Raw genomic sequence first — 24,263 nt, forward strand, 5'->3', positions numbered from 1 at the left:
TAGCTTGGGAGAACACCATGGGTTTCGAGGGCACGCGCCGCAGCGGGCAGCCGGACATCGACGTCGCGATCATCGGCGCAGGCCTGTCCGGCATCGGCATGGCCGCGCACATGCAGATGATCTGCCCCGACCGCAGCTACGCCCTGTTCGAGCGCCGCCCCCAGCTTGGCGGCACCTGGGACTTGTTCCGCTACCCCGGCGTCCGCTCCGACAGCGACATGCACACGCTGGGCTTCATCTTCGAGCCGTGGAAGCACGAGAAGTCGATTGCCGACGGCCCCGCGATCCTCGAGTATCTCAACCGCATCGTCGACGAGCGGGCGATCCGCCAGCACATCCGCTTCGAGACCAAAGTCGTCTCGGCCAACTGGGAAAGCGCCAACGCCTGGTGGGTGATCACCACCGAGGCGGCAGACGGCCAGCGCAGCCGGACCACCGCGCGGTTCCTCTATCTCGGCTCGGGCTATTACGACTACGACACGCCCTATGACCCCGCGATCCCCGGCCGCGAGGACTTTGCGGGGAAGATCATCCACCCGCAGTTCTGGCCGGAAGACTTCGACTACACCGGCAAGCGCGTGGTCGTTGTCGGCTCGGGCGCGACGGCGGTCACCATCGTTCCGGCGATGGCGCAGAAGGCCGCGCACGTCACGATGCTCCAGCGCACCCCGACCTGGTACGCGATCCGCCCCGCGCGCGATGCTATCGCCAACATGCTGCGCAAGGTCCTGCCGGAAAAGCTCGCCTACAAGATCACGCGCTTCAAGAACGTGACGATGCAGAGCATCGTGTTCAAGCGCGCCCGCAACGAGCCGCAGAAGGTGAAAGACTTTCTGACGAGGAAGCTCAAGGAAGCGCTCGGCCCGAAGTACGACGCCGCCACGTTCACGCCGCCTTACAATCCGTGGGAGCAGCGCCTGTGCCTCGTGCCCGATGGCGACCTGTTCAGCGCGATGAAGGCGGGCAAGGCGGACATCGTCACCGACCATATCGAGCGGATCGACGCGCAGGGCATCCGGCTCAAATCGGGCAAGCGGCTCGACTGCGACGTGATCGTCACCGCCACCGGCCTCGCGCTGGCCATGGCGGGCAAGATCGCGCTCGGCATGGATGGCGAGCCGGTGCGGATGAACGAGCGCTGGTACTACAAGGGCTGCATGTATTCGAACCTGCCCAACCTCGCGCAAGTCTTCGGCTACCTCAATGCCTCGTGGACGCTGCGCGCCGACATCGACGCGGACTACGTCTGCCGCCTGCTCAACCACATGAAGAAAGTGGGCGCGGACAGCGCGACACCGGTGCTGACCGACGAGAGCACGCTGACGCCGGACACTCCGCTCGACCTCTCCTCGGGCTACATCCAGCGTGGGCTGGCGATCCAGCCGAAGAACGCGAAGGACATGCCGTGGCGGCTCAACCAGGACTATGTCTGGGACCGCAAGTACATGAAGGAGAACCCGCTCGACGACGGGATCATGCACTTCGGCAAAGCAACCGGCGCATTGGCTGAAGCGGCAGGCGAGGTGGTCGAACCGGCGGAGTGAGCGCCGGGAGGTTGACACGGTTGACACAGTCCAGAGAGAAAAGTGCCAACCTCGGCCAACATGCCCTATTTTACTGATTTTACGACATAATCAGCCTGAAAGCATCCAACACGCCGCGGGAATGACTGACAGGTGCGTCTGTTATCCCCGGTGCGGTCGCGCCGCGCCTGCCGCCCGGCTATGCTGGCGTCGGGAGGGCGGGCCTAGTGCAGCCTGGGAAGGAAACCACGGTTCAAAGAGCTGGCCGGATCATGCACCCGGTGGGGGCCTGTAGGAAAGATGTTTGTGGGGCGGGTGGTCAGCGCGGTGGGCGACCCTGTTCGAGCACGGTTTCAAGATTTCGGGTGAAGCGGCGCAGCAGGTCCGCCATCAGCCTTGCCTCTTCGGGCGTAAAGCCCCGCAGCAGTTCGAGGTGCTGGTTCACCGCAATCTCGAGAATCCGGTCGTGCATCTCGCGGCCAGCCGAAGTGAGATAGAGACTGCGGCTGCGGCCATTGGCATGCAGTTCGCCTGCGGTGATCAGGTTGCGGCGCGTCAGGCGGCTGGCGGAGCGGCTTACGGTCCCCTTGTCGACACCGATCGTCTTCGATGCCTGTGCGGCGGTGATCCCGGGCAGACGTGCCAGCAGGAGCAGCATGCGCCAGTCCACTGTGCCGAGACCAAGCCGCTCGGCAAAGTAGTCCGAAGCCGCTTCGGTAAACCTGTTTGCTGCGAACGACAGCAGCATCGCCGGCGTGCGCGAGATGCTCAGCGTCTGGAAGGTTTCTCCCGTGCGCCAGTCTTCCACCTCGACAAGAAACATCCCGCGATCGAGCGGGGCTGGCTTGGGATCGCTCATCATCCACCGCTAGCCGGATTCCGGACATGCGCCAAGCAACCTCCAAGAAGATCGATGTTGCGTGTGCAACATCGATCTTCTATGTACCGACCAGCGGAAGCAAGCGACTCCCGCCGCGATCACGTATCGGGAGAGAGATAATGGCCACGCAGGCGCTGAAATTTCCGCGGCACATATTGGTCCCGAAACCGAAAGTCTTGCTGCTGTGGCTTCCGTTCTGCGTGATGCTGGCGTTCTACAGCTTGCTGGTCTGGGACGCGGGATATCGGCAACTGCCGATCAACGCCGATCCGGCGGAAGCACGCCTGCTGGACAAGGTCGAAGCGGCAGGCAATCGGGGTGCGCCTTATCGTGATGTCGCCGGAGACGCGATGCGAGCCTACCCGCTGTGGAACAATCTGACAGCGATGGTGACGGGCACCCGGTTCGGCTTCGGCAGCAACGGCAACACCGATCCGGTCCGGTACTACAGCACGATGACTCCGGTGCAGAAATCGGTGCTGAGCGTTCATATGGTGCTGGGCGGCCTCTTGCTCATTCTGGGCATATTCCAGTTCACCCCCGGCCTTCGCAAAAGGCACCGCAAGGCCCACCGCGCGATTGGCGGGGTCTATATCCTGAGCTGTTACACGATGGCCTTCGCGGCGATGTACCACTTGGTCCACACCGGCATCGCAAACACTTATCAGGGCTTTGCCTTCCACATCCAGCTCTGGTTCCTCGCGGCGAGCACGGTGCTTGCCCAGACACTGGCAATCATCTTCCTGAAAAGGCGCAACATTGCGCTGCATCTGGGCTTTCAGATCTATACCTTCATGGCCTTCCTGAATGCCCCGATCCAGCGGCTGGACTGGGCGGTGCTCGGCATGGTCTATCCGCACCTGACACAGGGCGAGGTCAACAATCTCGTCAATATCCTGACCTTCTGGCAGTGCCTGCTGATCGGCTATGCCGTGTTTGCCTGGAACCGCGCATCGTGCCCGGTTCGCCGTGAACCGGTAGTGCTTGCGCCGCAGCCGATCGCGTTCAAGGTGCTTGTCGCTCTGGCAGCCGGGGCGGCGGCGGCAACATCGCTGGCGATGTACATGAGCCAGCCTGGTCTGGGCGGCTGGAGCGCGGCAAGGGCGATCGCCCCTGCGAGCACGCTGGCTGCCGATGCCATGCTTTACGCGGGCAAGCCGCTGCAAACGGCCGCATTCGGCCTGATCCTATGCGCCGCGATCCTTTCCGGCGTGTGGCTGATGATCCGCAACGAGCACTCGCGCCGTGCGCGGCAGCTCTTCTACGCCAGCGCGATTGCGGCAGGTCTTCAGCAGCTTGTCTGGGGCTGGCAGCTGGGGGAGCCGAGCATGGCGGTGACCGCCGGCGGCGGCTTCTACAGCGTCTCGGGTCTGTCGCTGGCCGGCTTTGCCTTGCTCGCCCTCCACTTCCAGCTGCGCGGCAACGAGCGCTTGTGGCGCGAGGCCATGGTGTTTGCCGTCAGCTTCGCCTTTGCGCCGGCCTTGCTGCTCTGGGGCCATGTGCTGTGGCAGGCGCTCGATGTCATCCCCGCATACTATGTCGCGCGCGGCCACGGCTATGTGCTGGCAGCGGGTGCCGCGATCCTGACGCCGACCTTCACAGGCTTTGTCCGGATGATGTCCAGCCGGGAAACCCGTTCACGCCTGATCTCGTAAGGCGCGGTCCGGACGGCATGGTCCGGCCAAGTCTTCACCCTGCGCGAAAGGCCCATTGCGCCCATTCCGGTTTGCGCTATCGCTGCGGGCATGACCGACACCTCCCGCATCTGGACCGCCGCGCTGATCGTCGTGGGCGATGAGATCCTTTCCGGCCGCACGCACGACAAGAACATCGCGCAAGTGGCGACGTGGCTGGGGGTGCAGGGCATCCGCCTCAGGGAAGTGCGCGTCGTGCCGGACGACATGGCGGCGATCATCGAGGCGGTGAACGCGCTCAGGGCGCGCAACGATTACCTGTTCACCACGGGCGGGATCGGGCCGACGCATGATGACATCACGGTCGATGCGGTGGCCGAGGCGCTGGGCGTCCCGGTGGTGATCCATCCCGAAGCCGAAGCTATGCTGACGCGCTATTACGCAACCCGCGGGGGGATCAATCCGGCGCGGCTGCGCATGGCGCGGGTGCCCGAAGGCGCAGACCTCATTCCCAACCGGCTTTCGGGCGCGCCGGGAATTCAGGTCGGCAACGTGTTCCTGATGGCGGGCGTGCCCGGAATCACCGCGCAGATGCTCGACGGGCTGACGGGGACGCTGGAAGGCGGCGCACCGCTGCTTTCGACCACGGTTGGCTGCTGGGTGGCCGAAAGCGAAGTGGCGGACCTGCTGCGCGAGACCGAGAAGAACCATGACGGATGCCAGATCGGCAGCTATCCGTTCTTCCGCGAAGGGCGGGTGGGCGCGAACTTCGTGATCCGCTCGACCAATCAGGCGGTGCTGGATGCGGTTTCGTCCGTGCTAGTCGAGGGCCTGACCGCGCTGGGCCGCGAGGCGGTGCCGGGGGGGATTTGAGCGCACTGCGCAATCATCACTCTTCCCGTTCGTCGCGCCTGGTGTCTCGACTTCGGGGCTATGCCCCGAAGTTTACCCCGAGCTTGACGAGGGGCTCGACACGAACGGGGGGTTGGGTTGTCGGGTTGCTGGTTCCGGCGTTGGCGCTGGCCGCCTGCACACCGACACTTTCCCGCTTTGAAAGCGTGCTGGCCGCGAACGACAGCGCCACGGCGGGCTTGCAGCAATGGTGCTCAGCGCGGGGGATCGCCACGCCTGCAACCATCGTGGCGGAGAGTGACCGCAGCGAACGGGAGGAAGCCTCGCCCGCTATCCGCGCCGCGCTGGGCGTGGGAGTGCAAGAGCCGCTCGCCTATCGCCATGTGCGGCTCCGCTGCGGCGATACTGTGCTGTCCGATGCGAAGAACTGGTACGTCCCGGCGCGGCTGACACCGGCGATGAACACCGCGCTGGAGACGACGCGCACGCCCTTCGGCACGGTGGTGCGCCCCTTGGGATTTCACCGCGAGCGGCTTGAAAGCCTGCGGGGCCGCGCGGCGGAGTGTCCGGCGGGGACAGTGCTTTCGCACAAGGCCGTGCTGCGGCTGTCCGATGGGCGCGGGATCAGCTTTGTGGCGGAATGCTATACGCGAGGCAATCTGGCGAAGGGGTCTCACTGATGCGCGTGCTTTTGACCGGCTCTTCGGGATGGCTGGGCAGGTTTCTTGCCCCCGCACTTCGGGCGGCAGGGCATACGGTGACCGGGCTCGATCTGGCGCCGGGGCCGGAGACGCATGTGCTGGGGAGCGTGGCGGATCGGCAGGTGGTGGATCGCGCGATCGGGCTGGGCATCGATGCGGTGATCCACACGGCGGCGCTCCACAAGCCCGATATCGCGCGCTATCCGGCGCAGGCCTTTGTCGATGTGAATGTGACGGGCACGCTCAACCTGCTCGAGGCGGCGAAGGCGGCGGGGCATGACCGCTTCGTGATGACCTCGACAACTTCGCTGATGATCAGCGAGGCGATCCGCCGAGAGGATGCGGCGGAAGCGGTTTGGCTCGACGAGCAGACCGGGCCGCTGGCGCCGCGCAACATCTATGGCGTGACCAAGCTGGCGGCGGAGGGGCTGTGTCGGCTCTATGCCAGCGAGCGTGGCCTGCCTTGCGTGGTGCTGCGGACTTCGCGGTTCTTTCCGGAGGATGATGATACGCACCGGAAGCCCTCCGGCGAGAACCTCAAGGCGATCGAGCTGCTGCATCGGCGGCTGACGGTCGAGGATGCGGCGGGGGGGCATGTCCTTGCGCTGGCGAAGGCGCCCGAGCTGGGTTTCGGGCTGTACATCGCAAGTGCGCCGACGCCGTTTGCGCGCGCGGATGCGGCAGCGCTCAAGGCCGATGCGGCGGGGCTGATCCGGGCACGCTTTCCCGATGCCGAAGCGCTGTTCGCCGCACGCGGCTGGGAACTGCCGAAGAGCCTCGGGCGGGTCTACGATGCAGGATTAGCCGAGCGGGAGCTGGGCTGGCGGGCGCGGACCGACTTTGCAGCGATGCTGGCAGCGCTGCGGGCTGGCGCGCAGCTGCCGTTTGCGCATGATCCGGAATACACATCGCCGCTGGTGAAAGGACGCTAGCCCATACGAAAAAGGCCGGGAAGGTTGCCCTTCCCGGCCATTTGCTGTGCGTTTGTCGCAGGGCTGATCAGCCGCCGTGGACCTGCGCCACATCGACCTTGAGGCCCGGGCCCATCGACGAGGACAGGCCGACCTTGCGGACGTACTTGCCCTTGGCGCCGGCAGGCTTCGCCTTGACGATCGCATCGACGAAGGCGTCGAAGTTGGCGCGCAGCGCCTCGTTCGAGAAGCTCATCTTGCCGATGCCGCCGTGGATGATGCCGGCCTTTTCGACGCGGAACTCGATCTGGCCGGCCTTCGCCGCCTTGACCGCATCCGCGACGTTGGGAGTGACGGTGCCGAGCTTCGGGTTCGGCATCAGGCCCTTGGGGCCCAGCACCTTGCCGAGACGGCCGACGATGCCCATCATGTCGGGCGTCGCGATCACGCGGCCATAGTCGAGGTTGCCGTTCTGCATGTCCTCGAGCAGGTCTTCCGCACCGACCTTGTCAGCACCGGCGGCGAGCGCGGCTTCGGCCTTGTCGCCGCGCGCGAACACGGCGACCTTGACGTCCTTGCCGGTGCCCGAGGGCAGCGTGACCATGCCGCGGACCATCTGGTCGGCGTGGCGCGGATCGACGCCGAGGTTCAGCGCGACTTCGATGGTCTCGTCGAACTTGGTGCGCTTGAGGTCCTTCAGGAGCTGGATCGCCTCATCGACACCGTAGAGCTTCTGGTTGTCGCCCAGCTTCTCGGCGAGGGCCTTCTTGTTCTTGGTCGTCTTCATCGGATCAGCCCTCCACCTGCAGGCCCATGGCGCGCGCCGAGCCTTCGATGATCTTGATCGCGGCGTCTTCGTCGTTCGCGTTCAGATCCTTCATCTTCATCGCGGCGACTTCGGCGAGCTGCGCGCGGGTGATCTTGCCCGCCGAGACCTTGCCGGGCTCCTTCGAGCCGGACTTGAGGCCCAGCACCTTCTTGATGAGGAAGGTGGCCGGCGGCGTCTTCGTCACGAAGGTGAACGACTTGTCCGAATAGACCGTGATGATCGTGGGCAGCGGGGTGCCCTTTTCGATCTCCTGGGTGGCGGCGTTGAATTCCTTGCAGAAACCCATGATGTTGACACCGCGCTGACCGAGCGCGGGCCCGATCGGCGGCGAGGGCTTCGCTTCACCAGCTGCAACCTGCAGCTTGATGTAACCATCAATTTTCTTGGCCACGATGGGCCTCCTTTCGTCCTGTTGGAGCCGAAGCTACCGCAGAGTGAGCGGTCAGACAGATGCTTTGGGCATCCTCCCGCACGGAATCAGGCGAGGACGAGCCTCGCCGGAAGTCGGCGCGCATAGCGGGGACGAGGCGGCTTGGCAATGGGGAGCAGCGGCCAACGGGCTGCGACACCCAGATCGGTGCGACCAGTCGTTGCGCTTTGGCAGTGTTCGGTTATCCCTTGGCCATCCAACCCACCATCCGGGGCCTCACTTGCACAAGAAGCTATTCGGCGCAGCCGTGATTTCGACGCTCGCCAGCACTGCGGCGCACGCCGGAGACAAAGTCCTCGTCGCGCCGGTACCCGCGTGGGTCAATCAGGCACCGCCCGTGCTCAAGGCGGACAGCGCCGTACGCTTCGACGAGCAAGTGCAGGTCGATGGCGACACCACCACCGTCTATATCGACACGATGCGGCAGGCCTCGAGCCCGGAAGCGCTGCAGCAGATGGGGACGCTCACGCTCGGCTGGCAGCCGGACCACGGCGACCTCACGCTGCACAAGCTGGAGATCATCCGCGGGGATCAGGTGATCGATGCGCTCGGCAAGGGCGAGGGGATCACGGTGATCCGGCGCGAGGCGGGGCTGGAGCGGCTGATGGTCGACGGCCAGTTGATGGCGGTCAAGCACATCGAGGACCTGCGCGTGGGCGATACGCTGCGGATGGTATTCAGCCTTTCGGAGCGCGACACCGCGCTGGCGGGGCATGTGCAGGACGCGCTGGTGTTGCTGCCGGCGCCGCTCAAGGTCGGCTTCGGGCGCGCGCGGCTCGTGTGGAAGACGTCGAACCCGCTGACGGTGAAGTCGCTCGCGCCAGGGCTGACGCCGGTGGCCAAGCCGCTCGATGCGACTTGGACCGAAATCGTGGTGCCACTGCCGATCGCCAAGCTGCCCGATGCGGCCAAGAACGCGCCGAGCCGGTTCACCCCGCTGCCGCTGCTGCAGTTCACCAGCTTTCCGGACTGGGCCTCGGTCGCCAAGGTCATGGCGCCGCTCTATGCGGTGAAGGACAAGATCGCGCCGGGGTCGGACCTTGCCAAGCGGGTCGATGCGATTGCCGCGCGCTCGCCCGATCCGGTGCGCCGCATGGCCGATGCGCTGCGGCTGGTGCAGGACGAAGTGCGCTATGAGCTGATCGCGATGGGCAACGGCAACTATGTGCCGCAGGCCCCGGCAGACACCTGGGCGAAGCGCTATGGCGACTGCAAGGCCAAGACCATGCTGCTGCTGGCGGTGCTCGACCGGCTGGGGATCAAGGCCGAGCCGGTGATGGCAAACAGCAAGCGCGGCGATGCGGTGCCCGACATGGTGCCCGCCGCGCTCGCGTTCGACCATGTCTTTGTCCACGCGCGTGTGGGCGAGGAGGACTTCTGGCTCGACGGGACGATGCTGGGTTCGCGCCTTGCCGATATCCGCGACGTGCCGCGCTATGGCTGGGTGCTGCCGATGGGCGGGACGATCGAAGGCAGCAAGCCCGCGCTCTTCGCGCTGCCGCTGCGCGCGCATGCCCGGCCCGACATCGACGCGGACCTCGCCTACGACATGACCGCGGGGCCGCACCTTGCGACGCCTTATCACCTGACCTTGCGCTACAACGGGACCTATGGCGCGGCCTACAAGGTCGATCCCGGCCCGAACTACGACGAGAAGCTGACCAGCTTTGCCGAGAAGGCGGCGAGCAACTGGGTCGGCGATACCTTCGTCGGCAAGGCGCGCTCGACGTGGGATGCGGAAAACGCGGTGTGGACGCTCGATTTCGACGGGATCGCCTATCCCGACTGGAAGTACCGCGACGGGCATTATGCGCTGGCGGTGCCGCCGGGCCTCAAGGTCACCTACGACGCGCCGCGCGACCGGGCGGCGTGGCGGGCGATCCCGGCGCTGATCCCCGATCCGTGGCATGCCAAGCTGCACACCAGCTGGCGCCTGCCGGATGCGGGCAAAGGCGTGTCGCTGACCGGCAGCGACCCGGGCAGCCTCGATCTACCGGCCGCCAGCTGGCAGCGGAACGTTGCGCTGGCCGGTGGCGAGCTGACGCAGGATATCGTCTCGCGCGAGAGCGGGGCCGAGATTGCGCCGGACAAGGCGAGCAGCACGGCCAAGGCGATTTCCGACGCGATGGACCGCACCGCGCGGCTCTCGCTCGATGCCTCCTATCCCAAGTGGTGGGACGACGTGGCGCGCCGCAAGGGCAGCCCCGCGCTCGCCAAAGTGCGCGCGATTTTCGATGCGCGCATTGCCGACAAGCCCGACGACGCGACGCGTCTGACCGACCGCGCGTGGCTCGAGAGGACCCTGTTCAACTGGGCGGCGGCAGAAGCCGACTACACCCGCGCGATTGCGGTGGACGCTTCGGCGGACCGCTACCTCAAGCGCTCGGCCCTGCGCAGCAAGCTGGGCAACCGCGCGGGTTCACTGGCGGACGCGCAGGCGGCCTACGACCTTGAGCAGGGCAATGCGGACGCGCGCAGCACGCTGGCGTACGAGCTGATCGAGGCGGGCAAGGTGGACGAGGGGCTGGACCTGGTGCCAACCGACCTCGACATCACCACCGACGACGGGCTTTCGAACTTCCTCGAGAAGGTCGACCGGCTGGAGCAGGCCGACAAGCATGACGAGGCGCTGGGCATGCTCGACGAAGCGCTGGAGAAGCGCGGCTCCTCCGCCAAGCTGCGCAACGCGCGGTGCTGGTACCTCGCCCTGCGCAACACCGCGCTCGATACCGCGCTGACGGATTGCAACAAGGCGATCGAGCTGGAAGCGGACCCGGCGATGTACATGGACAGCCGCGCGCTGGTCCACTTCCGCGCCGGGCGCCTAAAGGAAGCCATGGCCGATTACGAAGCAGCGCTGGCGGCGGAACCGGAGCAGACCGCCTCGCTGTTCATGGCGTCCATCGTGGCGGACCGCATGGGCGACAAGGCCAAGGCGGCGGCGCTGCTGAAGGCGGCGAAGACGGTGTTCCCGGATGTGGGGCACTTTTACGCGCACTACGGGATCAAGCCGTGAGGGGTGCGGCGGGAGTTGGGTGGCCGACGGGGGTGGTGATTGGGGGTTTAGTAAAGTGTCACCGTAATTCCAATTCTCATGCAATCAAATTAGAGATTTTATTACGTAACCATAGCCAGTTTCGGATTTTATAAGAAATTCGCGCTTTATTTTCTTACGCAGCCTTGAAATAATTACCTTGAGATTAGCCAATGAGATTGGCTCAACGTTTCTACTTGCAATAACTTGAAGTCTTTCATAGCTTAATATTTTCTTATTATTATGAATTAATTCTTTTAGCACACGATACTCTGCATCAGTTAAAATTTCATCTTCTATCAATGTTTCTGCTATACGTTCATCGTATTTCCTATGCCGACTTCTTTGCTCCTGAGACAGCTTGGCACGGCGATAGATAGCCATTAAGCGGCAGATCGCCTCTGGCTTGCTCGTCCGGGCATATTCAAAGACATCGTCAAAGCCGCTGCGCAAAGCCTTAGCGCGGCGCTTTGGATCGGATCGATTCTCGAGAAGAATTTTTGGCCTATTTCTAACCAAGTAATAATTCTCTTTAAGAAAACGACATGCGCGCGATGTATCGTCCGCTCCAATAATCAGCACATCAAAGTGCCCACTTGAGCTGGAGACCGAGTATGTTTCGAAGTAGTTCAACGAGTGCTTCTCGACGTATTGAAACACGCCTGAAATCCACTCATCTCTATCAATCCTTGATGCGTCGCTGGTTGATAAGTACCTTATTTTAATAATATTTATATTTTCTTCATAATCGTTCAGGATTTTATGATTGACATCTGCGCCCAATTTTGTCATGGTATCACGTAGATCATTTGAAATTAGATCGTTATAAGCCGAATCTAATTGCGGATACATTCCATCATTATTCGAGCTAGTCTTGAAAAATATTCGCTCTCCTTTCAAATCTGCGGTGCTGTCCGTTGACCCAGAAACAGAAGCGTCAGCGTTGTCGTATTTCGTCGAATCCACGGTCTGCTTCCCGAAGTTTGCGGAGCCAAGCTTGCTCAAGCAAGTCTACAGAAACGATATCATATCGAAATAAAATTTGACCAAGCCGCTTAAGTTAATACCGCGCAAGGCGATAAGCTTTTTTACTTATCTCCAAATAAGCGCCATTTTAATTCTAAAAATGGGCGTTCTAATATGAACATTACATCTTTATGACTGTCGCTCTAATTCATCAGCTTCTCCCATGCCTCATCCTTTCCGTGCGGATTAGGGTGCCGAAACGTAAGTTGCTTGGGCGAATCGCGCACAAGCCGAATAAAGCAATCGCTTAGAAAAAAGGCGTCCGGTCCACGCTGGAGACCGGACGCAAGTGCCGCATGGCTTCATCACAAGAGGGCGAAGCCATCAGGGTCGCGTCGCGCTGCTCGCGTGATGGCGCCCCCCTGTCAATGGACTCTCAAGGCCTTATTGCCATTCTGGCAATAAACTCCGATCATACTGGAACGAGAGGCAAAATATGTCAGCCAACGTTTCTTACCGCAGACAGAAACACTTTGTAACTATGGTCAGTTGCTATCGCACTATTTCCGTGAAACTTTCATGGGCTAACGTGACACTGTGCTAAATCCCGAAATTCTCGGTACGTCCATGGCAAGACTCTCCCGTGTCGTGATCCCGGGCATTCCGCACTACGTGACCCAACGCGGCAGCGGGCAGCAGCGCACATTCTTCGAGGAGGGCGACTATGCGCTCTATCTCGATCTGCTTGCCGAAGCGGCAGCTCGTGCGAAGGCGCAGGTGTAGTCCTATTGCCTGATGCCGAACCATATCCACGTCGTGCTGGTGTCGTCGGATAAGGAAGGGTTGTGCCGCACCTTTGGCAATCTGCACCGGCGCCAAACCGGCTTCATCGATCCGCGCCGCCGGACAACCAGCCACCTCTTGCAGGGAAGCTATGGCCCAGTCATCATGGAAGAAGCGCTGACCTATGCCGCATTGCGCAAGGCAGAAAGCGTGGAGCGGCCGGTGGGCTCGCCCGCGTGGCTGGCGGATATGGAGGTACGGCTCGGTCGTCCGCTCGCGCCGCAGAAGCGCGGGCCGAAGCCGGGGCGCGCAGAACGAGGGCCAGAGCCCCCGCTGCTTACTTGACCAGTTCGACTTCCTCGAAGCTCAGTTCGACCGGCGTGGCGCGGCCGAAGATCGAGACGGCGACCTTGACGCGCTGCTTCTCGAAATCGAGCTCTTCCACGGTGCCGTTGAACGAGGCGAACGGGCCGGCGTTGACCTTGACCGAATCGCCGATCTCGTAATCGACCAGCACCTGCTTGCGCGGCTCGGCCGCGGCGGCTTCGCGCGCGCCGAAGTAGCGGGCGGCTTCCTTGTCGGAAATCGGCTGCGGCTTGTTGTTGTTGCCGAGGAACCCGGTAACCTTGGGGGTGTTCTTGACGAGGTGGTAGATGTCGTCGTTCATCGAAAGCTTGGCGAGCACGTAGCCCGGCATGAACTTGCGCTCGACCTGGACCTTCTTGCCGCGCTTCACTTCGGTGACGGTCTCGGTCGGCACTTCGACCGCTTCGACCAGCTGCGAGAGGCCGATGCGTTCGGCTTCGGCGAGGATGGCTTCCTTCACCTTGTTCTCGAAACCGGAATAGGCGTGAATGATGTACCAGCGGGCCATGGGTCGTCCTTGAATTTTGTGCGTGTGATCAGGCGAGCGACAGGAGCGAGCGCACGATCAGGCTGAAGATCGAATCGATGCCGAGGAAGAACACCGCGAGGATGAGCATCATGATGCCGACGAAGATCGCGGTCGAGGTCGTCTCGGCGCGGGTCGGCCAGATCACCTTGCGCGCTTCGGCGCGGACCTGGTTGATGAATTCACCGGGGCTCAGCTTTGCCATCACGTATTCCTGCTCTCGCTTGCGCCGGGGGGCGCACTCACGGCTTCCGGCTAGGCCTCATCGCCGCCCCGGACAGGTCCGGGAGGGGCAGGCGAGGTTTCCGATGTCGGAAGAAGCACGGCATTTAAGGCTTCACCCCGCCCTTGGCAAGAGCGGGAGGAGTCGTTTGCGGTACGCGCGGAAGAGCGCGTACCGGGCGGCACCAGCCCTGCGCGTGAGCGCAGCAAACTAAAGCGTGCTGTTGTCGATCACGAAGCGGTAGCGCACGTCGCTCCTCAGCATGCGCTGGTAGGCGCCCTCGATCTCTTCCATGCGGATCAGTTCGATATCCGAGACGACGCCGTGCTCGGCACAGAAATCGAGCATTTCCTGCGTTTCCGCGATGCCGCCGATGAGTGAGCCGGCGAGGCTGCGGCGGCGCATCAGGAAGTGGAACAGCGTGGGCATCGGGTGCGGCTTTTCCGGGCCGCCGACCATGACCATCGTGCCGTCGCGCGTCAGCGTGAGGAGGTAGGGATCGAGATCATGGCTGTGCGAGACGGTGTTGATGATGAGATCGAGCGTCTCGCGCGCGGCCTTCATCTCGGCCTTGTCGGTGGAGACCACGACATGGTGCGCGCCGAGGGCGAGGATCGTGTCGCGCTTGGCCGGATTGGTGGTGAAGGCCGTGACTTCGGCGCCGAGCGCACGGGCGAGTTTCACCGCCATGTGGCCAAGGCCGCCGATGCCGACGACGCCGACGCGCTTGCCCGGCCCCGCCTGCCAGTGGCGCAGCGGCGACCATGTGGTGATCCCGGCGCAGAGCAGCGGGGCGACCGCGGCGAGCTGCTCCTTCGGGTGGCGGATGGCGAGAACATAGGCTTGGTCAACCACGATCCGCTCGGAATAGCCGCCAAGGGTGTGGCCGGGCGCATCGGGGGTGGGCGAATTGTAAGTGCCGGTCATGCCGTTCGCACAGAACTGCTCGAGTCCTTCCCCGCAGGCCGAACAGGTGCGGCAGCTGTCGACAATGCAGCCGACGCCGACCGTGTCACCGGGTGCGAATCGCGTGACCGCGCTGCCGACGGCGCTGACCGTGCCGACGATCTCGTGGCCCGGGACGCACGGATAGAGCGTGCCGCCCCATTCCCCGCGCACGGTGTGCAGATCCGAATGGCACACGCCGCAGAAAGCGATTTCGATCACCACGTCGTCCGGTCCGGCCTCGCGGCGCTCGATGGCATGGGGACCGAGCGGCTGGTCGGCGGCCTCGGCGGCATAGGCTTTGACGGTCATGGGATGGCTTTCGGAAGGGGGACGCGTTGCGCGCACCATGGCAGCCGCCGCGGCGGGGAACAAACTCTCACTTGTGGGAAGCGGCAATGCCTTGTCGGAACGACGTGGCAGGAGTGGAGGGACTCGAACCCCCGGCCCTCGGTTTTGGAGACCGATGCTCTACCAACTGAGCTACACTCCTGTGCCGGAGGAGTGCCCTTAGTGGGTTGACGCGGGGAGCGCAACCAAAGAACAATCCTTCAAAGATGTCCCGTCACGACACCTCGATCATTCCGCCGGAGTTGCTGCTGCAGGCCTATCGCGCCGGCATTTTCCCGATGTCGGACAGCCGCGACGATCCCGAAGTCTATTGGGTCGAGCCGCGGATGCGGGCGATTCTGCCGCTTGGCGGGTTCCACCTTTCGCACAGCCTCGCGCGCACCTTGCGCCGCGGGCGGTTCCGGGTGACCTGCAACGAAGCCTTCGACGCGGTGATCGATGCGTGTGCCGCGCCGCGCGCGGATGCGGAGGACAGCTGGATCAGCCTGCGCATCGCCGAGAGCTACCGCGAATTGCATCGGCACGGTCATGCCCATTCGATCGAGACCTGGCAGGCGGGCCCCGGCGGCACCGAAGTGCTTGTCGGGGGGCTTTATGGCGTAGGTTTCGACAGGGTGTTCTGCGGGGAGAGCATGTTCAGCCGGGTGAGCGATGCCTCGAAGGTCGCGTTGGCGTGGCTGGTGGCAGCGCTGCGGCGTGCGGGGGCGGAGTTGCTCGATTGCCAGTTCACCACGCCGCATCTAGCCTCGCTGGGTGCGGTCGAGATCCCGCAGGCGCACTATCTCGATCTGCTGGAGGCCGCCTCGGGCGCTCAGGCCGGGGGTGAATCGTCGGCCGGGGCGTCGTCGGGCGCAGCGGGGGCTTTTGCTGCGGGCGCCGGCGGCTTGCCGGCAGGCTTTGCCGCGCTGCTCGTCGATGCGGCGGCGGCGGGGCTGTCTTCCTCGCCGGGGAACTTCATCGCGCAGTCCTTGACCCACACGTCGTAGACGGGGTGCTCGACCACGTTGAGCGCGGGCGAGTTCTTGAACAGCCAGCCCGAGAACACCTTGTGCCAGGCGAGCTTGTCGCGCGTCGTCGCGCGTTCCTCGACGAAAAGCTGGACGAAGGCTCCGGTTTCCGGCGGGTCTTCCCACGGCGCGGTGCGCTCGCACGTGGCTAGCTTGATGATTGCATTGCCGATGCGGCGCGATTCGCCGGTCTTCAGCTGGACGATCTGGGTGATGTTGTTGCGCTTGTTGAGGAAGCCGAGCGTGGCAACGCGGTCCTTTACCGGGGTGCCGAACTCGTTTTCCACCTCGCCCGAAGCATTCGCGGCCGGGCCCGCACCTTGCGTCGCCTCGCTTGGCGGCGGGGCTTCGGCGTTCTTGTTGCCGCCGCAAGCCGACAGGGCCAGCAGGGCTGGCGTCAGCAGCAGCGGCGTGAGACGGCGCATCAGCCTTCGGGCGACCAGGCTTCGTAGTCGCCGGTGGCGCGTGCCCGCTTGCCGCCACGCTCGAGCGCGCCTTGCGGGCGATAGGCGGCAGATGTGCCGGTGGTGTTGGGAGTGAAGTCCACTTCCCAGATGCGCGCCGGGGGCAGGTTGCTTTCGGGCGTGCCGTCGAAATTGCCATGAAGCCAGCCGTGCCATTCGGCAGGCACGCGGCTCGCGTCATTCGGGCCGTTGTAGATCACCCAGCGGCGTTCGCGCCCGGCGAAAGGGTGGCCCTTCGGATAGGGCTTGCGCGCGCGGTAATAGGTGTTGCCCTGCGCATCCTGACCGACCTTCACGCCATTACGCGCGCTGTCGAGCATGGTGCCGAAGGTGGCGCCGTCCCACCAGGTGAAGATCTTGCCGAGGATGCTCATGGAAAGCGCGCTTAGCGTCTCACAGGGGGGCCATGCAAGCACGCGATGCATCGTTCTGGCACGATGGGACCGCATAAGGGATTGCATTGTGGCCTTGTCTTCATAGTTTGCGCGGGAAAGCCCGTTGCAACAGGATGATAGCGTGGCGTGGGAGCACATCGAGATTGCCCGTTTCGGCGGGCCGGAAGTCCTCCAGCTGGTCACCGAGGACACGCTGCTGGTGCCCGGACCCGGTGAGGTCCGCGTGAAAGTGCTGGCGGCGGGAACCGGCTTTACCGACACCTTCATCCGCATGGGCCGCTATCCCGATTTCAAGGGGCCGCTGCCGTTCACGCCCGGGTATGATCTGGTCGGCGTGGTCGATGCATTGGGCGAGGGCGTGACGGGTCCGGCGGTCGGGACGATGGTCGCGGACATGAGCGTGGTGGGCGGCTACACGCAGTATGCACTGCGGCCTGCGAGTTCGCTGGTGCCGGTACCCGAGGGCATCGATCCCGCCGAAGCGGTATGCCTGCCACTGGCCTACATGACCGCATACCAGATGCTGTCGCGCGCCGCCGCAATCGAAGCTGGCGCGACGATCCTGGTGATCGGGGCGTCGGGATCGGTCGGCACGGCACTGCTCGATCTGGCGCGGGCGATGGGCCTCAGCGCGATCGGCACCTGTTCAGCAGCGAACATGGGCGTGGTCGAGAGCTATGGCGCGCAGGCCATCGACTATCGCGCGGGCGATTTCACCGCTGCCGTGCTGCAGGCCACCGGCGGGCGCGGGGTGGACGCGGCGTTCGATGCGATCGGCGGCGCGCATTTCAAGCGCTCGTTCGCCGCGCTGGCCAAGGGCGGCGTGCTGGTCGGCTATGGCTCGCAGACCATGGCGACGGGCGGTGAGAGCCTGATCGCGGCGGGGCTGGGTCTGCTGCGCCTCAAGCTGTGGTCGGCGCTCAGTCCGCTGTTCGGCGGGCGGCGCGCGGTGTGGTATTCGATTACCGACCGGCGCAAGGCGCATCCTGCACAGTTCGCCGACGACATGGCCAAGCTGCTGAATTGCCTCAAGGAAGGGCGCATCAAGCCAGTCGTCGCGGACCGCCTGCCGCTCGTCGCCGCCGCCGATGTGCACCGGCGGATCGACAAAGGCGGGCTGGGCGGGAAAGTCGTTCTGCTACCCTGGCAGAGCGCCTGACTTACCAGGTGACCGAATCACCCGGCTTCAGGCCGATCTGCGCCGCGCGCCCGCCATTGAGCTCCAGAACACCTGCCGCATTGCCGAACGCAGGGAGCGGCTCAAGGTCATAGGGCACGGCATTCGCGGCAATGTTGAGCACCTTGTGGTCCGCGCCGACGAAGATGATGTCGAGCGGGATCACCGTGTTCTTCATCCAGAAGGCGGCGGGACGGGGCGGGTCCATCGGAAAGATCATGCCCTCGTCCGCGCCCATCGCGGTACGGAACATCAGCCCGCGTTCCTGCTCTGCGGGGCTGGCGGCGACTTCCACCTTGAACACGTGCGGGCCGCTGGCGGTGGTCACGGTCAGCGGAATGACCTTGAGCCCCGAGACCGGATGAACGGCGGACTGCACGGTGGCGGCGGTGGTCGCCGTCCCCTGCGCATTCGTCGATCCGGCAGCAAGCGGCGAGCAGCCGACTGCGGCGATCAGCAGCGCAAGGCTGGCGGCCCTATTCCAGATCGTCTTCGGCATGTTCGTCAGCCCATTCTTCGAGGTCATCAAGGTCCCGCGCATCCATTACCCGGCGCACATGGTCAAGCCCATGCCCCGCGCGAAGGTAGGCCGCGAGGTGTTTGCGGCGCACGGCAGGATCAAGGCAGGGTTCAGCTGAATAGGGCCAGAACCGCTTGCGCCGGGCGAAGGCCATGACGGCATGGCGGCGCTCGGTCTCGCTCCCGCGTGCGGCGGCGCGCAAGGGTGCGGCGATCCCGTCATGGTCCAGCGCGGTCTCGATCCGCCGCGCGCCATAGCCGCGCCGCCTGAGCCCCTCGCCCTTGGCAGCGGCATAGGCAGCATCGTCGACATAGCGCCGCTCCGTCATGCGTGCGACAACGGCAGCGACATCCGGCGGGACCTCCTCCGCCCAGCCGCGCTCGCGCAACTTGCGCTTGAGGTACGTCGAAAGGCGCCCTGAACTTGTCGCAAACCGGGCTACATAGGTCAGCGCCAGCGCATCGAGTGCGGGGCTATCCAGCGGAGGCGGAAGGCTTTTCTGCCGCGTCCCGCCGGCTCGGCCCGACGCGCGTCCAGAACTCGTTAACGACATGCCACATTCGTGCCACAGTCCCGGCTAAATGGGAACATCCCGCAAGTTGCTGCGGGTACGGAACAGGCCGTTTTGGCCCCATTTCGCAAGCAACCAGACCAATAAACGGGGTAACGCATGACTGTCCTGGAAGCCGCCACCAAGGCCGCTCTGGTTCCTACGCCCAACGATGATGGGCGTCCGCGTCGGTTCGCCGATTTCAGCACCTTCTGCGATGCGCTCGACTTCGCTGCGGAAGGCGCCTGCGGGCTGAATTTCCACGACGCGCGCGGCACGCTGGCCCGCGTCTATCCCTATGCCGAACTGCGCGCCGATGCGCTGGTCGCCGCGCGCCGGCTGATCGCGATGGGTGTGCAGCCGGGCGACCGCATTGCCCTGATCGCCGAGACCGGCCCCGATTTCGCCGCGCTGTTCTGCGGCGCGATGTATGCCGGCGCCTGGCCGGTGCCGCTGCCGTTGCCGACCAGCTTCGGCGGCAAGGAGAACTATATCGACCAGCTGGTCGTGCAGATCACCAGCTCGGACCCGGCCATGCTCGTCTACCCCGACGAGATTGCTGCGATTTGCGCGGCGGCGGCTGAGCGCTGCGGCTGCAAGGGCTTGACCTGGCTGGAGTTCGCCGCCGCTGCCGAACCGTCGGACGCGCCGCTGCCGACGCCCGATCCGGACGCGATTTCCTATCTCCAGTATTCAAGCGGCTCGACCCGCTTCCCGCACGGCGTCGCCGTAACCCACCGCGCGCTGCTGGCGAACCTTGCCGGCCATTCCAACGGCATGTCGTTCCAGCCCGGCGACCGCGCGGTGAGCTGGCTGCCGTGGTACCACGACATGGGCCTTGTCGGCTGCTTCCTCTCGCTGATCGCCAACCAGGTCTCGGCCGACTACCTCAAGACCGAGGATTTCGCGCGGCGTCCGCTGGCGTGGCTCGACCTCATCAGCCGCAACAAGGGCACCACGCTCTCCTATTCGCCGACCTTCGGCTACGACATCTGTGCCCGCCGCATCTCGAGCCAGAGCAACGTGGCCGAGCGCTTCGACCTGTCGCGCTGGCGCGTGGCGGGCAACGGCGCGGACATGATCCGGCCAGATGTGATGCAGAGCTTCGTCAACGCCTTCGCCGACGCGGGCTTCAAGGCGAGCGCGTTCCTGCCGAGCTATGGGCTTGCCGAGGCGACCCTTGCTGTCACGCTGATGCCGCCGGGCGAAGGCATCCGCGTCGAACTCGTCGAGGAAGAGCGCCTTTCCGGCACGCCGCGCGATCTTTCGCGCCCGGCCCGCTACCGCGCGATCGTCAACTGCGGCGTGCCCGTGCGCGGCATGGAAGTTCAGGTGCGCGGCGAGCATGGCGAGGCGCTCGCCCACCACCATATCGGCAAGGTGTGGTGCCGCGGCACTTCAGTGATGCACTCCTACTTCCGGGATCCGGAAGCGACCGAGGCCTGCCTGGTGGGCGGCTGGCTCGATACCGGCGACATGGGCTACCTCAACGAGGAGGGCTACCTGTTCATCGTCGGCCGGGCGAAGGACATGATCATCATCAACGGCAAGAACCACTGGCCGCAGGATATCGAGTGGGCGGTGGAGCAGCTGCCCGGCTTCCACCAGGGCGATATTGCCGCGTTCTCGGTGGAGACGGAAAGCGGCGAGGAAACCCCGGCTGTGCTCGTCCACTGCCGCGTTTCCGATCCCGAAGAGCGCGTAAAGCTGCGCGAGGCGATCCGCGACAAGGTTCGCGCGATCACCGGCATGAATTGCGTGATCGAACTCGTGCCGCCGCGCACGCTGCCGCGCACCAGCTCGGGCAAACTCAGCCGCGCGAAGGCGAAAAAGCAGTATCTGAGCGGCGAGATAGAGCCTTACAGCCTGGCGGCGTGAGGCGGCGGGCGAATCCAGCTTCGGACTTTGCCCAACACCCGCTCATGCTGAGCTTGTCGAAGCATCGTGTCCAGCGGTTGCGCCAGCACTCTTCGACAAGCTCGGGGTGAGCGGTCTCGTATTTGGGCCTGCTTGATTGCAGTCCCTTAGCCGACCAGTTTCTCGCCCTTCTCGCGCACGGCGCTTTCGATCATCCGCCGAGCGAAGCCTGCACCGGCGGGGATCTCGACTTCGAAATCGAGCGAGGCTTCGGTGACCGTCGCGCTGCAGGGGATCGTGTAGCCCATTGCGCTGACGACAAGAGCCAGCGTGTCTTCGTCGGCCCAGCTGGTTTCGACGGTGGCGAGGCTGCCAAGCATGCCCTTGGCCTTGTCTTCCGCCTGCCCCAGCCGCGCGGTTATGCGGCGGCGCAGTTCGTCCTTGCCGAGGGTGTGGGGGATCGAGACGCGCATCAGCTTTCCGTTTTGGGTGCTGTCAGTTGGGGTGCGGCTTGCTCCAACCCGTCGCCGTACTTGTAATCGAGGAACCGTCCGCGCACTGCGAGGGCATCGAGATCACCTGCCGCAAGCTGGCGCGTGACGGCATCGATTTCCGCGCTGATCTTGCCGAGGCCGTCGGCGAGCTGCTGATCGGCCGTCCGCCCGTCACGTTGTTCGCGGCGCAAGTTTGCGGGGATGCGGCGATAGCTTTCGACCATCCCTGGCAAGTGTTCGCCCACCAGCTTGCGCACTTCGGCCACGGCGGGTTCGGCGGGATCGACGCCTTCCAGCTGGACGCCGAGGCCATCGAGCTGGACGCCGATCTGGTCGATGAGGTTCACCGCAGGAGCCGGGAGTGCTGGCCGCTGGGCTTCGAGCCAGAGCTCGGTCCGGGCGACCATCGAGCGGACGTCGCCCCGGTTGAGCATGCCGAGTTCGGGCACTTTCATGCGCGGGAAAGTGCCGAGCAAGGTGAGCGCGGCAACGATGGCAAGGAAGGTGACGACAATACCGGTGAAGCCGATGCCATCGATCACGAGGCCGGTGACGAGCGCGGCGAACAGGATACCCATCACCGCAAAGGCCATGCGCGCGGCCTTGCGCAGCATGTGCAGGCGCTTCAGTTCGGCCGATCGCCGACCGATGGACTTGCCGCCCACGCGCCGCCCGCCCGCCTGCTGGCGCTGCAGGCTGGCGCGCGCTTCGGCGAGGATGCGGCTGCTGTCGCTCGCGGTCTCCGCCATGGGAAGGTCAGCCTTCGAGGCTCAGCAGCGGTGACGTGGCGCCGCCTTCCAGCTTGGCCTGCGATGCGCCTTCCGCGCGGGCGATATAACCCTTGGACTTCTCGACTTCGCCCGAGAGCGTGTCGACCGTCTGCTTCATTGCATCCAATGCCTTGAGCTTGAAGGTGTCGATGGTGTCCATCGTCTCATAGATGTTCTGGAAGGCGCGCTGGAGGGTTTCGAGCGGGATCGTGCTCGACGCGGCCATTTCGTGGATCTTGCCGGTCTGCTCGCGCAGCAGCTTGCCGGTAGAATCGATGATGTTCGCGGTCGTCGTGTTGAGCGCGGTGATCTGCGAGAGGACGAGGCGCTGGTTGGTCATCGCCTGCGCGACGGTGACGGCGGTGCGCAGCGCGGCGACCGTCGTCGTCCCGGCACGGTCGACGCCCTTCACCAGCTCGACATTGTTCTTCTTGACCAGATCGAGCGCGAGGTAGCCCTGCACGGTGACCGCCATCTGCGTCAGCAGGTCCTGCGTGCGCTGGCGGGTGTAGAACAGCGCGGATTCGCGGATCGGCTTGGCCTTGGCTGGATCGGTATGGTCAAGATCGTTTGCCGCGTCTTCCAGCTTCTGGTCGAGCACCTTGGAGATGTGGATCATCTGCTCGAGATTGCCCATGGCCTCCCACAACTTGCCGCGCTCGACGTCGATCGCGGCGTTGTCCATCAGGAGCTCGTCCTTGCCCGAGGCGAGGCGGTCGAGGATCGCCTTGATGTGGCCTTGCGAGGATGTGTAGCTGTCGAAGTAATTCTTCAGTTTGTTGCCGAAGGGGATGATGCCGAGGATCTTGCGGGGCGCGGAAAGATTGCCTTGCCGGCCCGGATCAAGCTCTTCCACCGTGCGGCGCAGCGCGGCGAGATCGGCGCCGACACCCGAATCCTTGTCCATCGCGCGGACCGGCCGGTCAAGGAAGCGGTTCGACATGCCCGCCGCCGCCGCGATTTCCTTGCGGCCCATGTTGGAGAGCTGATCGACGCGCTTGCCGAATTCGGGGCTCGCCGCATCCTGCGCGACAAGGTCCGCCACAAAGGCTTCGGCGCGGGCTTCGAGCTTGGACTTGGTGTCGTCCGTGACCGGCACCAGCCCGGCGGCCTGCGTGGGCGCGACCACGGGCACGGGATCCGGCGGGGTGAGAGTGATCGGCGAAACTGTGTCGGTCGATTGGCTGGCCATGGCGTGACGTCTCATTCCCGGGTGGGCGATTGTAGACGCAATGTGGCGTGCCCGGTGCCGCTTCGCAAGCTGTATTGGCGGGATAATACAGCGCATGCCTTTTGGGCCTGCTCGACACGAGCGGCGGGGAAGGCCAAGCCGGGACGATGAATGCACCCTCCCCGCCCTTGCGTTGCGCTGTCTTTGGAGCCTCCGGCGGCATTGGCCGGGCCCTCGCTGAAGGACTGGCAGCGCGCGGCGATGTGGGCGAAGTGCATGCCGGATCACGTGGGGGGCAGGCGCCGATTGGAGAAAAGCTGCGGCCCTTTGCCTTCGATCTCACGGACGAGGCCAGCATAGCGGCGGCCTGCGCCGGGATCGGCGGACCGCTCGATCTGGTGCTGATCGCGACGGGCCGGTTGACGCGGATGGACGGGACTGGCCCGGAGAAGTCGTACCGTGCGTTGAGCGGCGACGGGATGGCTGAACTCTTCGCCGTCAACACCATCGGCCCGGCACTCATCGCCAAGCATGCGTTGCCGCTGCTGCGGCGTGACGGGCGCGCGGTGTTTGCGGTGATTTCGGCGCGGGTGGGTTCGATTTCGGACAACCGGCTGGGGGGCTGGCATGCCTACCGGATGAGCAAGGCGGCGCTCAACATGCTGGTGAAGAACCTCGCGCTCGAACTGGCGCGGACGCACCCGCAGGCCGTGGCGGTGACCTTGCATCCGGGGACGGTGGACACCGCGCTTTCGGCCCCGTTCCAGCGCGGGGTGGCTGAGGGCAAGCTGTTTACGCCGGCGTTTTCGGCGGGAGCGCTGCTGGGGGTGCTGGACGGGCTTACGCCGGCGGACGGCGGGGGGCTGTTTGCATGGGATGGGGTGCGGGTGCCGTTCTGAACCGG

The 24,263-nt window shown here is 64.6% G+C and carries 25 protein-coding genes, 1 tRNA gene and 1 pseudogene; 12 read left to right on the plus strand and 15 right to left on the minus strand.

Translation table 11 applies throughout. The features are described 5' to 3' along the window. The first annotated feature begins 17 nt into the window (after nt 1-17). Nucleotides 18-1,544, plus strand: a complete 1,527-nt coding sequence (locus NDB2M1_RS20120; protein WP_072384527.1) for a flavin-containing monooxygenase — start codon at nt 18-20, stop codon at nt 1,542-1,544. 298 nt (nt 1,545-1,842) lie between these two features. On the opposite strand, the gene NDB2M1_RS20125 is transcribed toward NDB2M1_RS20120, so the two are convergent. Further along, nucleotides 1,843-2,382, minus strand: a complete 540-nt coding sequence (locus tag NDB2M1_RS20125; protein WP_072384710.1) for a MarR family winged helix-turn-helix transcriptional regulator — start codon at nt 2,380-2,382, stop codon at nt 1,843-1,845. Nucleotides 2,383-2,579: 197 nt separating this feature from the next. On the opposite strand from NDB2M1_RS20125, the gene NDB2M1_RS20130 reads away from it, so the two are divergent. From NDB2M1_RS20130 to NDB2M1_RS20145, 4 genes are all read left to right on the plus strand, one after another. Next, entirely contained in the window at nt 2,580-4,058 is a 1,479-nt protein-coding gene (locus NDB2M1_RS20130) for a DUF2306 domain-containing protein (protein ID WP_072384528.1), read from the plus strand. A gap of 90 nt (nt 4,059-4,148) precedes the next feature. After that, nucleotides 4,149-4,910 (plus strand): competence/damage-inducible protein A, encoded by a 762-nt coding sequence (locus NDB2M1_RS20135; protein ID WP_072384529.1) that lies wholly within the window; start codon nt 4,149-4,151, stop codon nt 4,908-4,910. A gap of 185 nt (nt 4,911-5,095) precedes the next feature. Continuing rightward, nucleotides 5,096-5,569 (plus strand): hypothetical protein, encoded by a 474-nt coding sequence (locus NDB2M1_RS20140; protein ID WP_253185971.1) that lies wholly within the window; start codon nt 5,096-5,098, stop codon nt 5,567-5,569. Continuing rightward, complete coding sequence (locus NDB2M1_RS20145; RefSeq protein ID WP_072384531.1) at nt 5,569-6,522, plus strand: NAD-dependent epimerase/dehydratase family protein; 954 nt, start codon at nt 5,569-5,571, stop codon at nt 6,520-6,522. Before NDB2M1_RS20140 ends, NDB2M1_RS20145 begins: the two co-directional genes overlap by 1 nt. Before the next feature lie 67 nt (nt 6,523-6,589). Here the strand turns inward: NDB2M1_RS20145 and rplA are convergent, their stop codons facing one another. Together rplA and rplK are read right to left on the minus strand one after the other, a co-directional pair. Beyond that, nucleotides 6,590-7,288, minus strand: a complete 699-nt coding sequence (rplA, locus tag NDB2M1_RS20150; protein WP_054122560.1) for a 50S ribosomal protein L1 — start codon at nt 7,286-7,288, stop codon at nt 6,590-6,592. A gap of 4 nt (nt 7,289-7,292) precedes the next feature. Beyond that, on the minus strand, nt 7,293-7,721 hold the full coding sequence (gene rplK / locus NDB2M1_RS20155) for a 50S ribosomal protein L11 (RefSeq protein ID WP_054122559.1): 429 nt from the start codon (nt 7,719-7,721) through the stop codon (nt 7,293-7,295). 286 nt (nt 7,722-8,007) lie between these two features. Between rplK and NDB2M1_RS20160 the strand changes: the two genes are divergently transcribed. Beyond that, nucleotides 8,008-10,776, plus strand: a complete 2,769-nt coding sequence (locus tag NDB2M1_RS20160) for a DUF3857 domain-containing protein (protein WP_171955460.1) — start codon at nt 8,008-8,010, stop codon at nt 10,774-10,776. Nucleotides 10,777-10,860: 84 nt separating this feature from the next. Here the strand turns inward: NDB2M1_RS20160 and NDB2M1_RS21855 are convergent, their stop codons facing one another. After that, complete coding sequence (locus NDB2M1_RS21855) at nt 10,861-11,799, minus strand: winged helix-turn-helix domain-containing protein (RefSeq protein WP_143146851.1); 939 nt, start codon at nt 11,797-11,799, stop codon at nt 10,861-10,863. A 588-nt stretch (nt 11,800-12,387) separates the two neighbouring features. Between NDB2M1_RS21855 and NDB2M1_RS22945 the strand changes: the two genes are divergently transcribed. Together NDB2M1_RS22945 and NDB2M1_RS20170 are read left to right on the plus strand one after the other, a co-directional pair. Next, nucleotides 12,388-12,543, plus strand: coding sequence for a hypothetical protein (locus tag NDB2M1_RS22945; RefSeq protein WP_216234071.1), 156 nt, complete (start codon nt 12,388-12,390; stop codon nt 12,541-12,543). Nucleotides 12,544-12,555: 12 nt separating this feature from the next. Beyond that, entirely contained in the window at nt 12,556-12,888 is a 333-nt protein-coding gene (locus NDB2M1_RS20170) for a hypothetical protein (RefSeq protein WP_072384534.1), read from the plus strand. Here NDB2M1_RS20170 and nusG read toward each other — a convergent pair. From nusG to NDB2M1_RS20190, 4 genes are all read right to left on the minus strand, one after another. Next, nucleotides 12,881-13,417, minus strand: coding sequence for a transcription termination/antitermination protein NusG (gene nusG / locus NDB2M1_RS20175; protein WP_054122556.1), 537 nt, complete (start codon nt 13,415-13,417; stop codon nt 12,881-12,883). The two genes, NDB2M1_RS20170 and nusG, sit on opposite strands and share 8 nt — an antisense overlap. Nucleotides 13,418-13,445: 28 nt before the next feature. Continuing rightward, entirely contained in the window at nt 13,446-13,640 is a 195-nt protein-coding gene (gene secE, locus NDB2M1_RS20180) for a preprotein translocase subunit SecE (RefSeq protein WP_054122555.1), read from the minus strand. 228 nt (nt 13,641-13,868) lie between these two features. Beyond that, entirely contained in the window at nt 13,869-14,915 is a 1,047-nt protein-coding gene (locus NDB2M1_RS20185) for an NAD(P)-dependent alcohol dehydrogenase (RefSeq protein WP_072384711.1), read from the minus strand. A gap of 105 nt (nt 14,916-15,020) precedes the next feature. Further along, nucleotides 15,021-15,096, minus strand: a tRNA-Trp gene (locus NDB2M1_RS20190). 64 nt (nt 15,097-15,160) lie between these two features. Here NDB2M1_RS20190 and aat point away from each other — a divergent pair. Beyond that, on the plus strand, nt 15,161-15,940 hold the full coding sequence (gene aat / locus NDB2M1_RS20195) for a leucyl/phenylalanyl-tRNA--protein transferase (RefSeq protein ID WP_072384535.1): 780 nt from the start codon (nt 15,161-15,163) through the stop codon (nt 15,938-15,940). Nucleotides 15,941-15,975: 35 nt separating this feature from the next. Here the strand turns inward: aat and NDB2M1_RS20200 are convergent. Together NDB2M1_RS20200 and NDB2M1_RS20205 are read right to left on the minus strand one after the other, a co-directional pair. Continuing rightward, a pseudogene (locus tag NDB2M1_RS20200) lies at nt 15,976-16,386 on the minus strand (DUF2155 domain-containing protein); the annotation flags it as partial. Next, nucleotides 16,386-16,799 (minus strand): NADH:ubiquinone oxidoreductase subunit NDUFA12, encoded by a 414-nt coding sequence (locus tag NDB2M1_RS20205; protein ID WP_054120808.1) that lies wholly within the window; start codon nt 16,797-16,799, stop codon nt 16,386-16,388. The gene NDB2M1_RS20205 and the pseudogene NDB2M1_RS20200, both read right to left, overlap by 1 nt. A 124-nt stretch (nt 16,800-16,923) precedes the next feature. On the opposite strand from NDB2M1_RS20205, the gene NDB2M1_RS20210 reads away from it, so the two are divergent. Continuing rightward, nucleotides 16,924-17,979, plus strand: a complete 1,056-nt coding sequence (locus NDB2M1_RS20210; RefSeq protein WP_083555004.1) for a medium chain dehydrogenase/reductase family protein — start codon at nt 16,924-16,926, stop codon at nt 17,977-17,979. A 1-nt stretch (nt 17,980) separates the two neighbouring features. Here the strand turns inward: NDB2M1_RS20210 and NDB2M1_RS20215 are convergent, their stop codons facing one another. Further along, on the minus strand, nt 17,981-18,523 hold the full coding sequence (locus tag NDB2M1_RS20215) for a DUF192 domain-containing protein (protein WP_231624885.1): 543 nt from the start codon (nt 18,521-18,523) through the stop codon (nt 17,981-17,983). After that, on the minus strand, nt 18,474-19,070 hold the full coding sequence (locus tag NDB2M1_RS20220; RefSeq protein ID WP_072384538.1) for a regulatory protein RecX: 597 nt from the start codon (nt 19,068-19,070) through the stop codon (nt 18,474-18,476). Before NDB2M1_RS20220 ends, NDB2M1_RS20215 begins: the two co-directional genes overlap by 50 nt. 117 nt (nt 19,071-19,187) lie before the next feature. Between NDB2M1_RS20220 and NDB2M1_RS20225 the strand changes: the two genes are divergently transcribed. Beyond that, entirely contained in the window at nt 19,188-20,945 is a 1,758-nt protein-coding gene (locus NDB2M1_RS20225) for a fatty acyl-AMP ligase (protein ID WP_054120805.1), read from the plus strand. 146 nt (nt 20,946-21,091) lie between these two features. On the opposite strand, the gene NDB2M1_RS20230 is transcribed toward NDB2M1_RS20225, so the two are convergent. Genes NDB2M1_RS20230 through NDB2M1_RS20240 form a run of 3 tightly spaced genes read right to left on the minus strand, consistent with a single transcriptional unit; the run spans nt 21,092 to nt 23,380 of the window. After that, nucleotides 21,092-21,397 carry a polyhydroxyalkanoic acid system family protein gene (locus NDB2M1_RS20230; protein ID WP_054120804.1) on the minus strand — a complete coding sequence of 102 codons (306 nt, stop codon included), beginning with the start codon at nt 21,395-21,397 and terminating at the stop codon, nt 21,092-21,094. Continuing rightward, a complete protein-coding gene (locus tag NDB2M1_RS20235; RefSeq protein ID WP_072384539.1) occupies nt 21,397-22,167 on the minus strand; it encodes a hypothetical protein in 771 nt (256 codons plus the stop codon). Before NDB2M1_RS20235 ends, NDB2M1_RS20230 begins: the two co-directional genes overlap by 1 nt. 7 nt (nt 22,168-22,174) lie before the next feature. After that, complete coding sequence (locus NDB2M1_RS20240) at nt 22,175-23,380, minus strand: toxic anion resistance protein (RefSeq protein WP_072384540.1); 1,206 nt, start codon at nt 23,378-23,380, stop codon at nt 22,175-22,177. A 146-nt stretch (nt 23,381-23,526) separates the two neighbouring features. Between NDB2M1_RS20240 and NDB2M1_RS20245 the strand changes: the two genes are divergently transcribed. Then, a complete protein-coding gene (locus tag NDB2M1_RS20245) occupies nt 23,527-24,258 on the plus strand; it encodes an SDR family NAD(P)-dependent oxidoreductase (RefSeq protein WP_171955461.1) in 732 nt (243 codons plus the stop codon). Nucleotides 24,259-24,263: the final 5 nt, after the last annotated feature.

It is taken from the genome of Novosphingobium sp. NDB2Meth1 (assembly GCF_900117425.1).
Taxonomy (GTDB): Bacteria; Pseudomonadota; Alphaproteobacteria; order Sphingomonadales; family Sphingomonadaceae; genus Novosphingobium.

Bases quoted from the DNA above. Each gene is read 5' to 3' on its own strand.
- NDB2M1_RS22945 (WP_216234071.1), top strand. From the start codon at position 12,388: ATGGCAAGACTCTCCCGTGTCGTGATCCCGGGCATTCCGCACTACGTG.
- NDB2M1_RS20230 (WP_054120804.1), bottom strand. From the start codon at position 21,397: ATGCGCGTCTCGATCCCCCACACCCTCGGCAAGGACGAACTGCGCCGC.
- NDB2M1_RS20245 (WP_171955461.1), top strand. From the start codon at position 23,527: ATGAATGCACCCTCCCCGCCCTTGCGTTGCGCTGTCTTTGGAGCCTCC.
- NDB2M1_RS20170 (WP_072384534.1), top strand. From the start codon at position 12,556: ATGCCGAACCATATCCACGTCGTGCTGGTGTCGTCGGATAAGGAAGGG.
- aat (WP_072384535.1), top strand. From the start codon at position 15,161: ATGTCCCGTCACGACACCTCGATCATTCCGCCGGAGTTGCTGCTGCAG.
- NDB2M1_RS20120 (WP_072384527.1), top strand. From the start codon at position 18: ATGGGTTTCGAGGGCACGCGCCGCAGCGGGCAGCCGGACATCGACGTC.
- nusG (WP_054122556.1), bottom strand. From the start codon at position 13,417: ATGGCCCGCTGGTACATCATTCACGCCTATTCCGGTTTCGAGAACAAG.
- NDB2M1_RS20215 (WP_231624885.1), bottom strand. From the start codon at position 18,523: ATGACCTCGAAGAATGGGCTGACGAACATGCCGAAGACGATCTGGAAT.
- NDB2M1_RS20240 (WP_072384540.1), bottom strand. From the start codon at position 23,380: ATGGCCAGCCAATCGACCGACACAGTTTCGCCGATCACTCTCACCCCG.
- NDB2M1_RS20125 (WP_072384710.1), bottom strand. From the start codon at position 2,382: ATGAGCGATCCCAAGCCAGCCCCGCTCGATCGCGGGATGTTTCTTGTC.
- NDB2M1_RS20145 (WP_072384531.1), top strand. From the start codon at position 5,569: ATGCGCGTGCTTTTGACCGGCTCTTCGGGATGGCTGGGCAGGTTTCTT.
- NDB2M1_RS20235 (WP_072384539.1), bottom strand. From the start codon at position 22,167: ATGGCGGAGACCGCGAGCGACAGCAGCCGCATCCTCGCCGAAGCGCGC.
- NDB2M1_RS20135 (WP_072384529.1), top strand. From the start codon at position 4,149: ATGACCGACACCTCCCGCATCTGGACCGCCGCGCTGATCGTCGTGGGC.
- secE (WP_054122555.1), bottom strand. From the start codon at position 13,640: ATGGCAAAGCTGAGCCCCGGTGAATTCATCAACCAGGTCCGCGCCGAA.
- NDB2M1_RS20225 (WP_054120805.1), top strand. From the start codon at position 19,188: ATGACTGTCCTGGAAGCCGCCACCAAGGCCGCTCTGGTTCCTACGCCC.
- rplA (WP_054122560.1), bottom strand. From the start codon at position 7,288: ATGAAGACGACCAAGAACAAGAAGGCCCTCGCCGAGAAGCTGGGCGAC.
- NDB2M1_RS20220 (WP_072384538.1), bottom strand. From the start codon at position 19,070: ATGTCGTTAACGAGTTCTGGACGCGCGTCGGGCCGAGCCGGCGGGACG.
- NDB2M1_RS20205 (WP_054120808.1), bottom strand. From the start codon at position 16,799: ATGAGCATCCTCGGCAAGATCTTCACCTGGTGGGACGGCGCCACCTTC.
- NDB2M1_RS20185 (WP_072384711.1), bottom strand. From the start codon at position 14,915: ATGACCGTCAAAGCCTATGCCGCCGAGGCCGCCGACCAGCCGCTCGGT.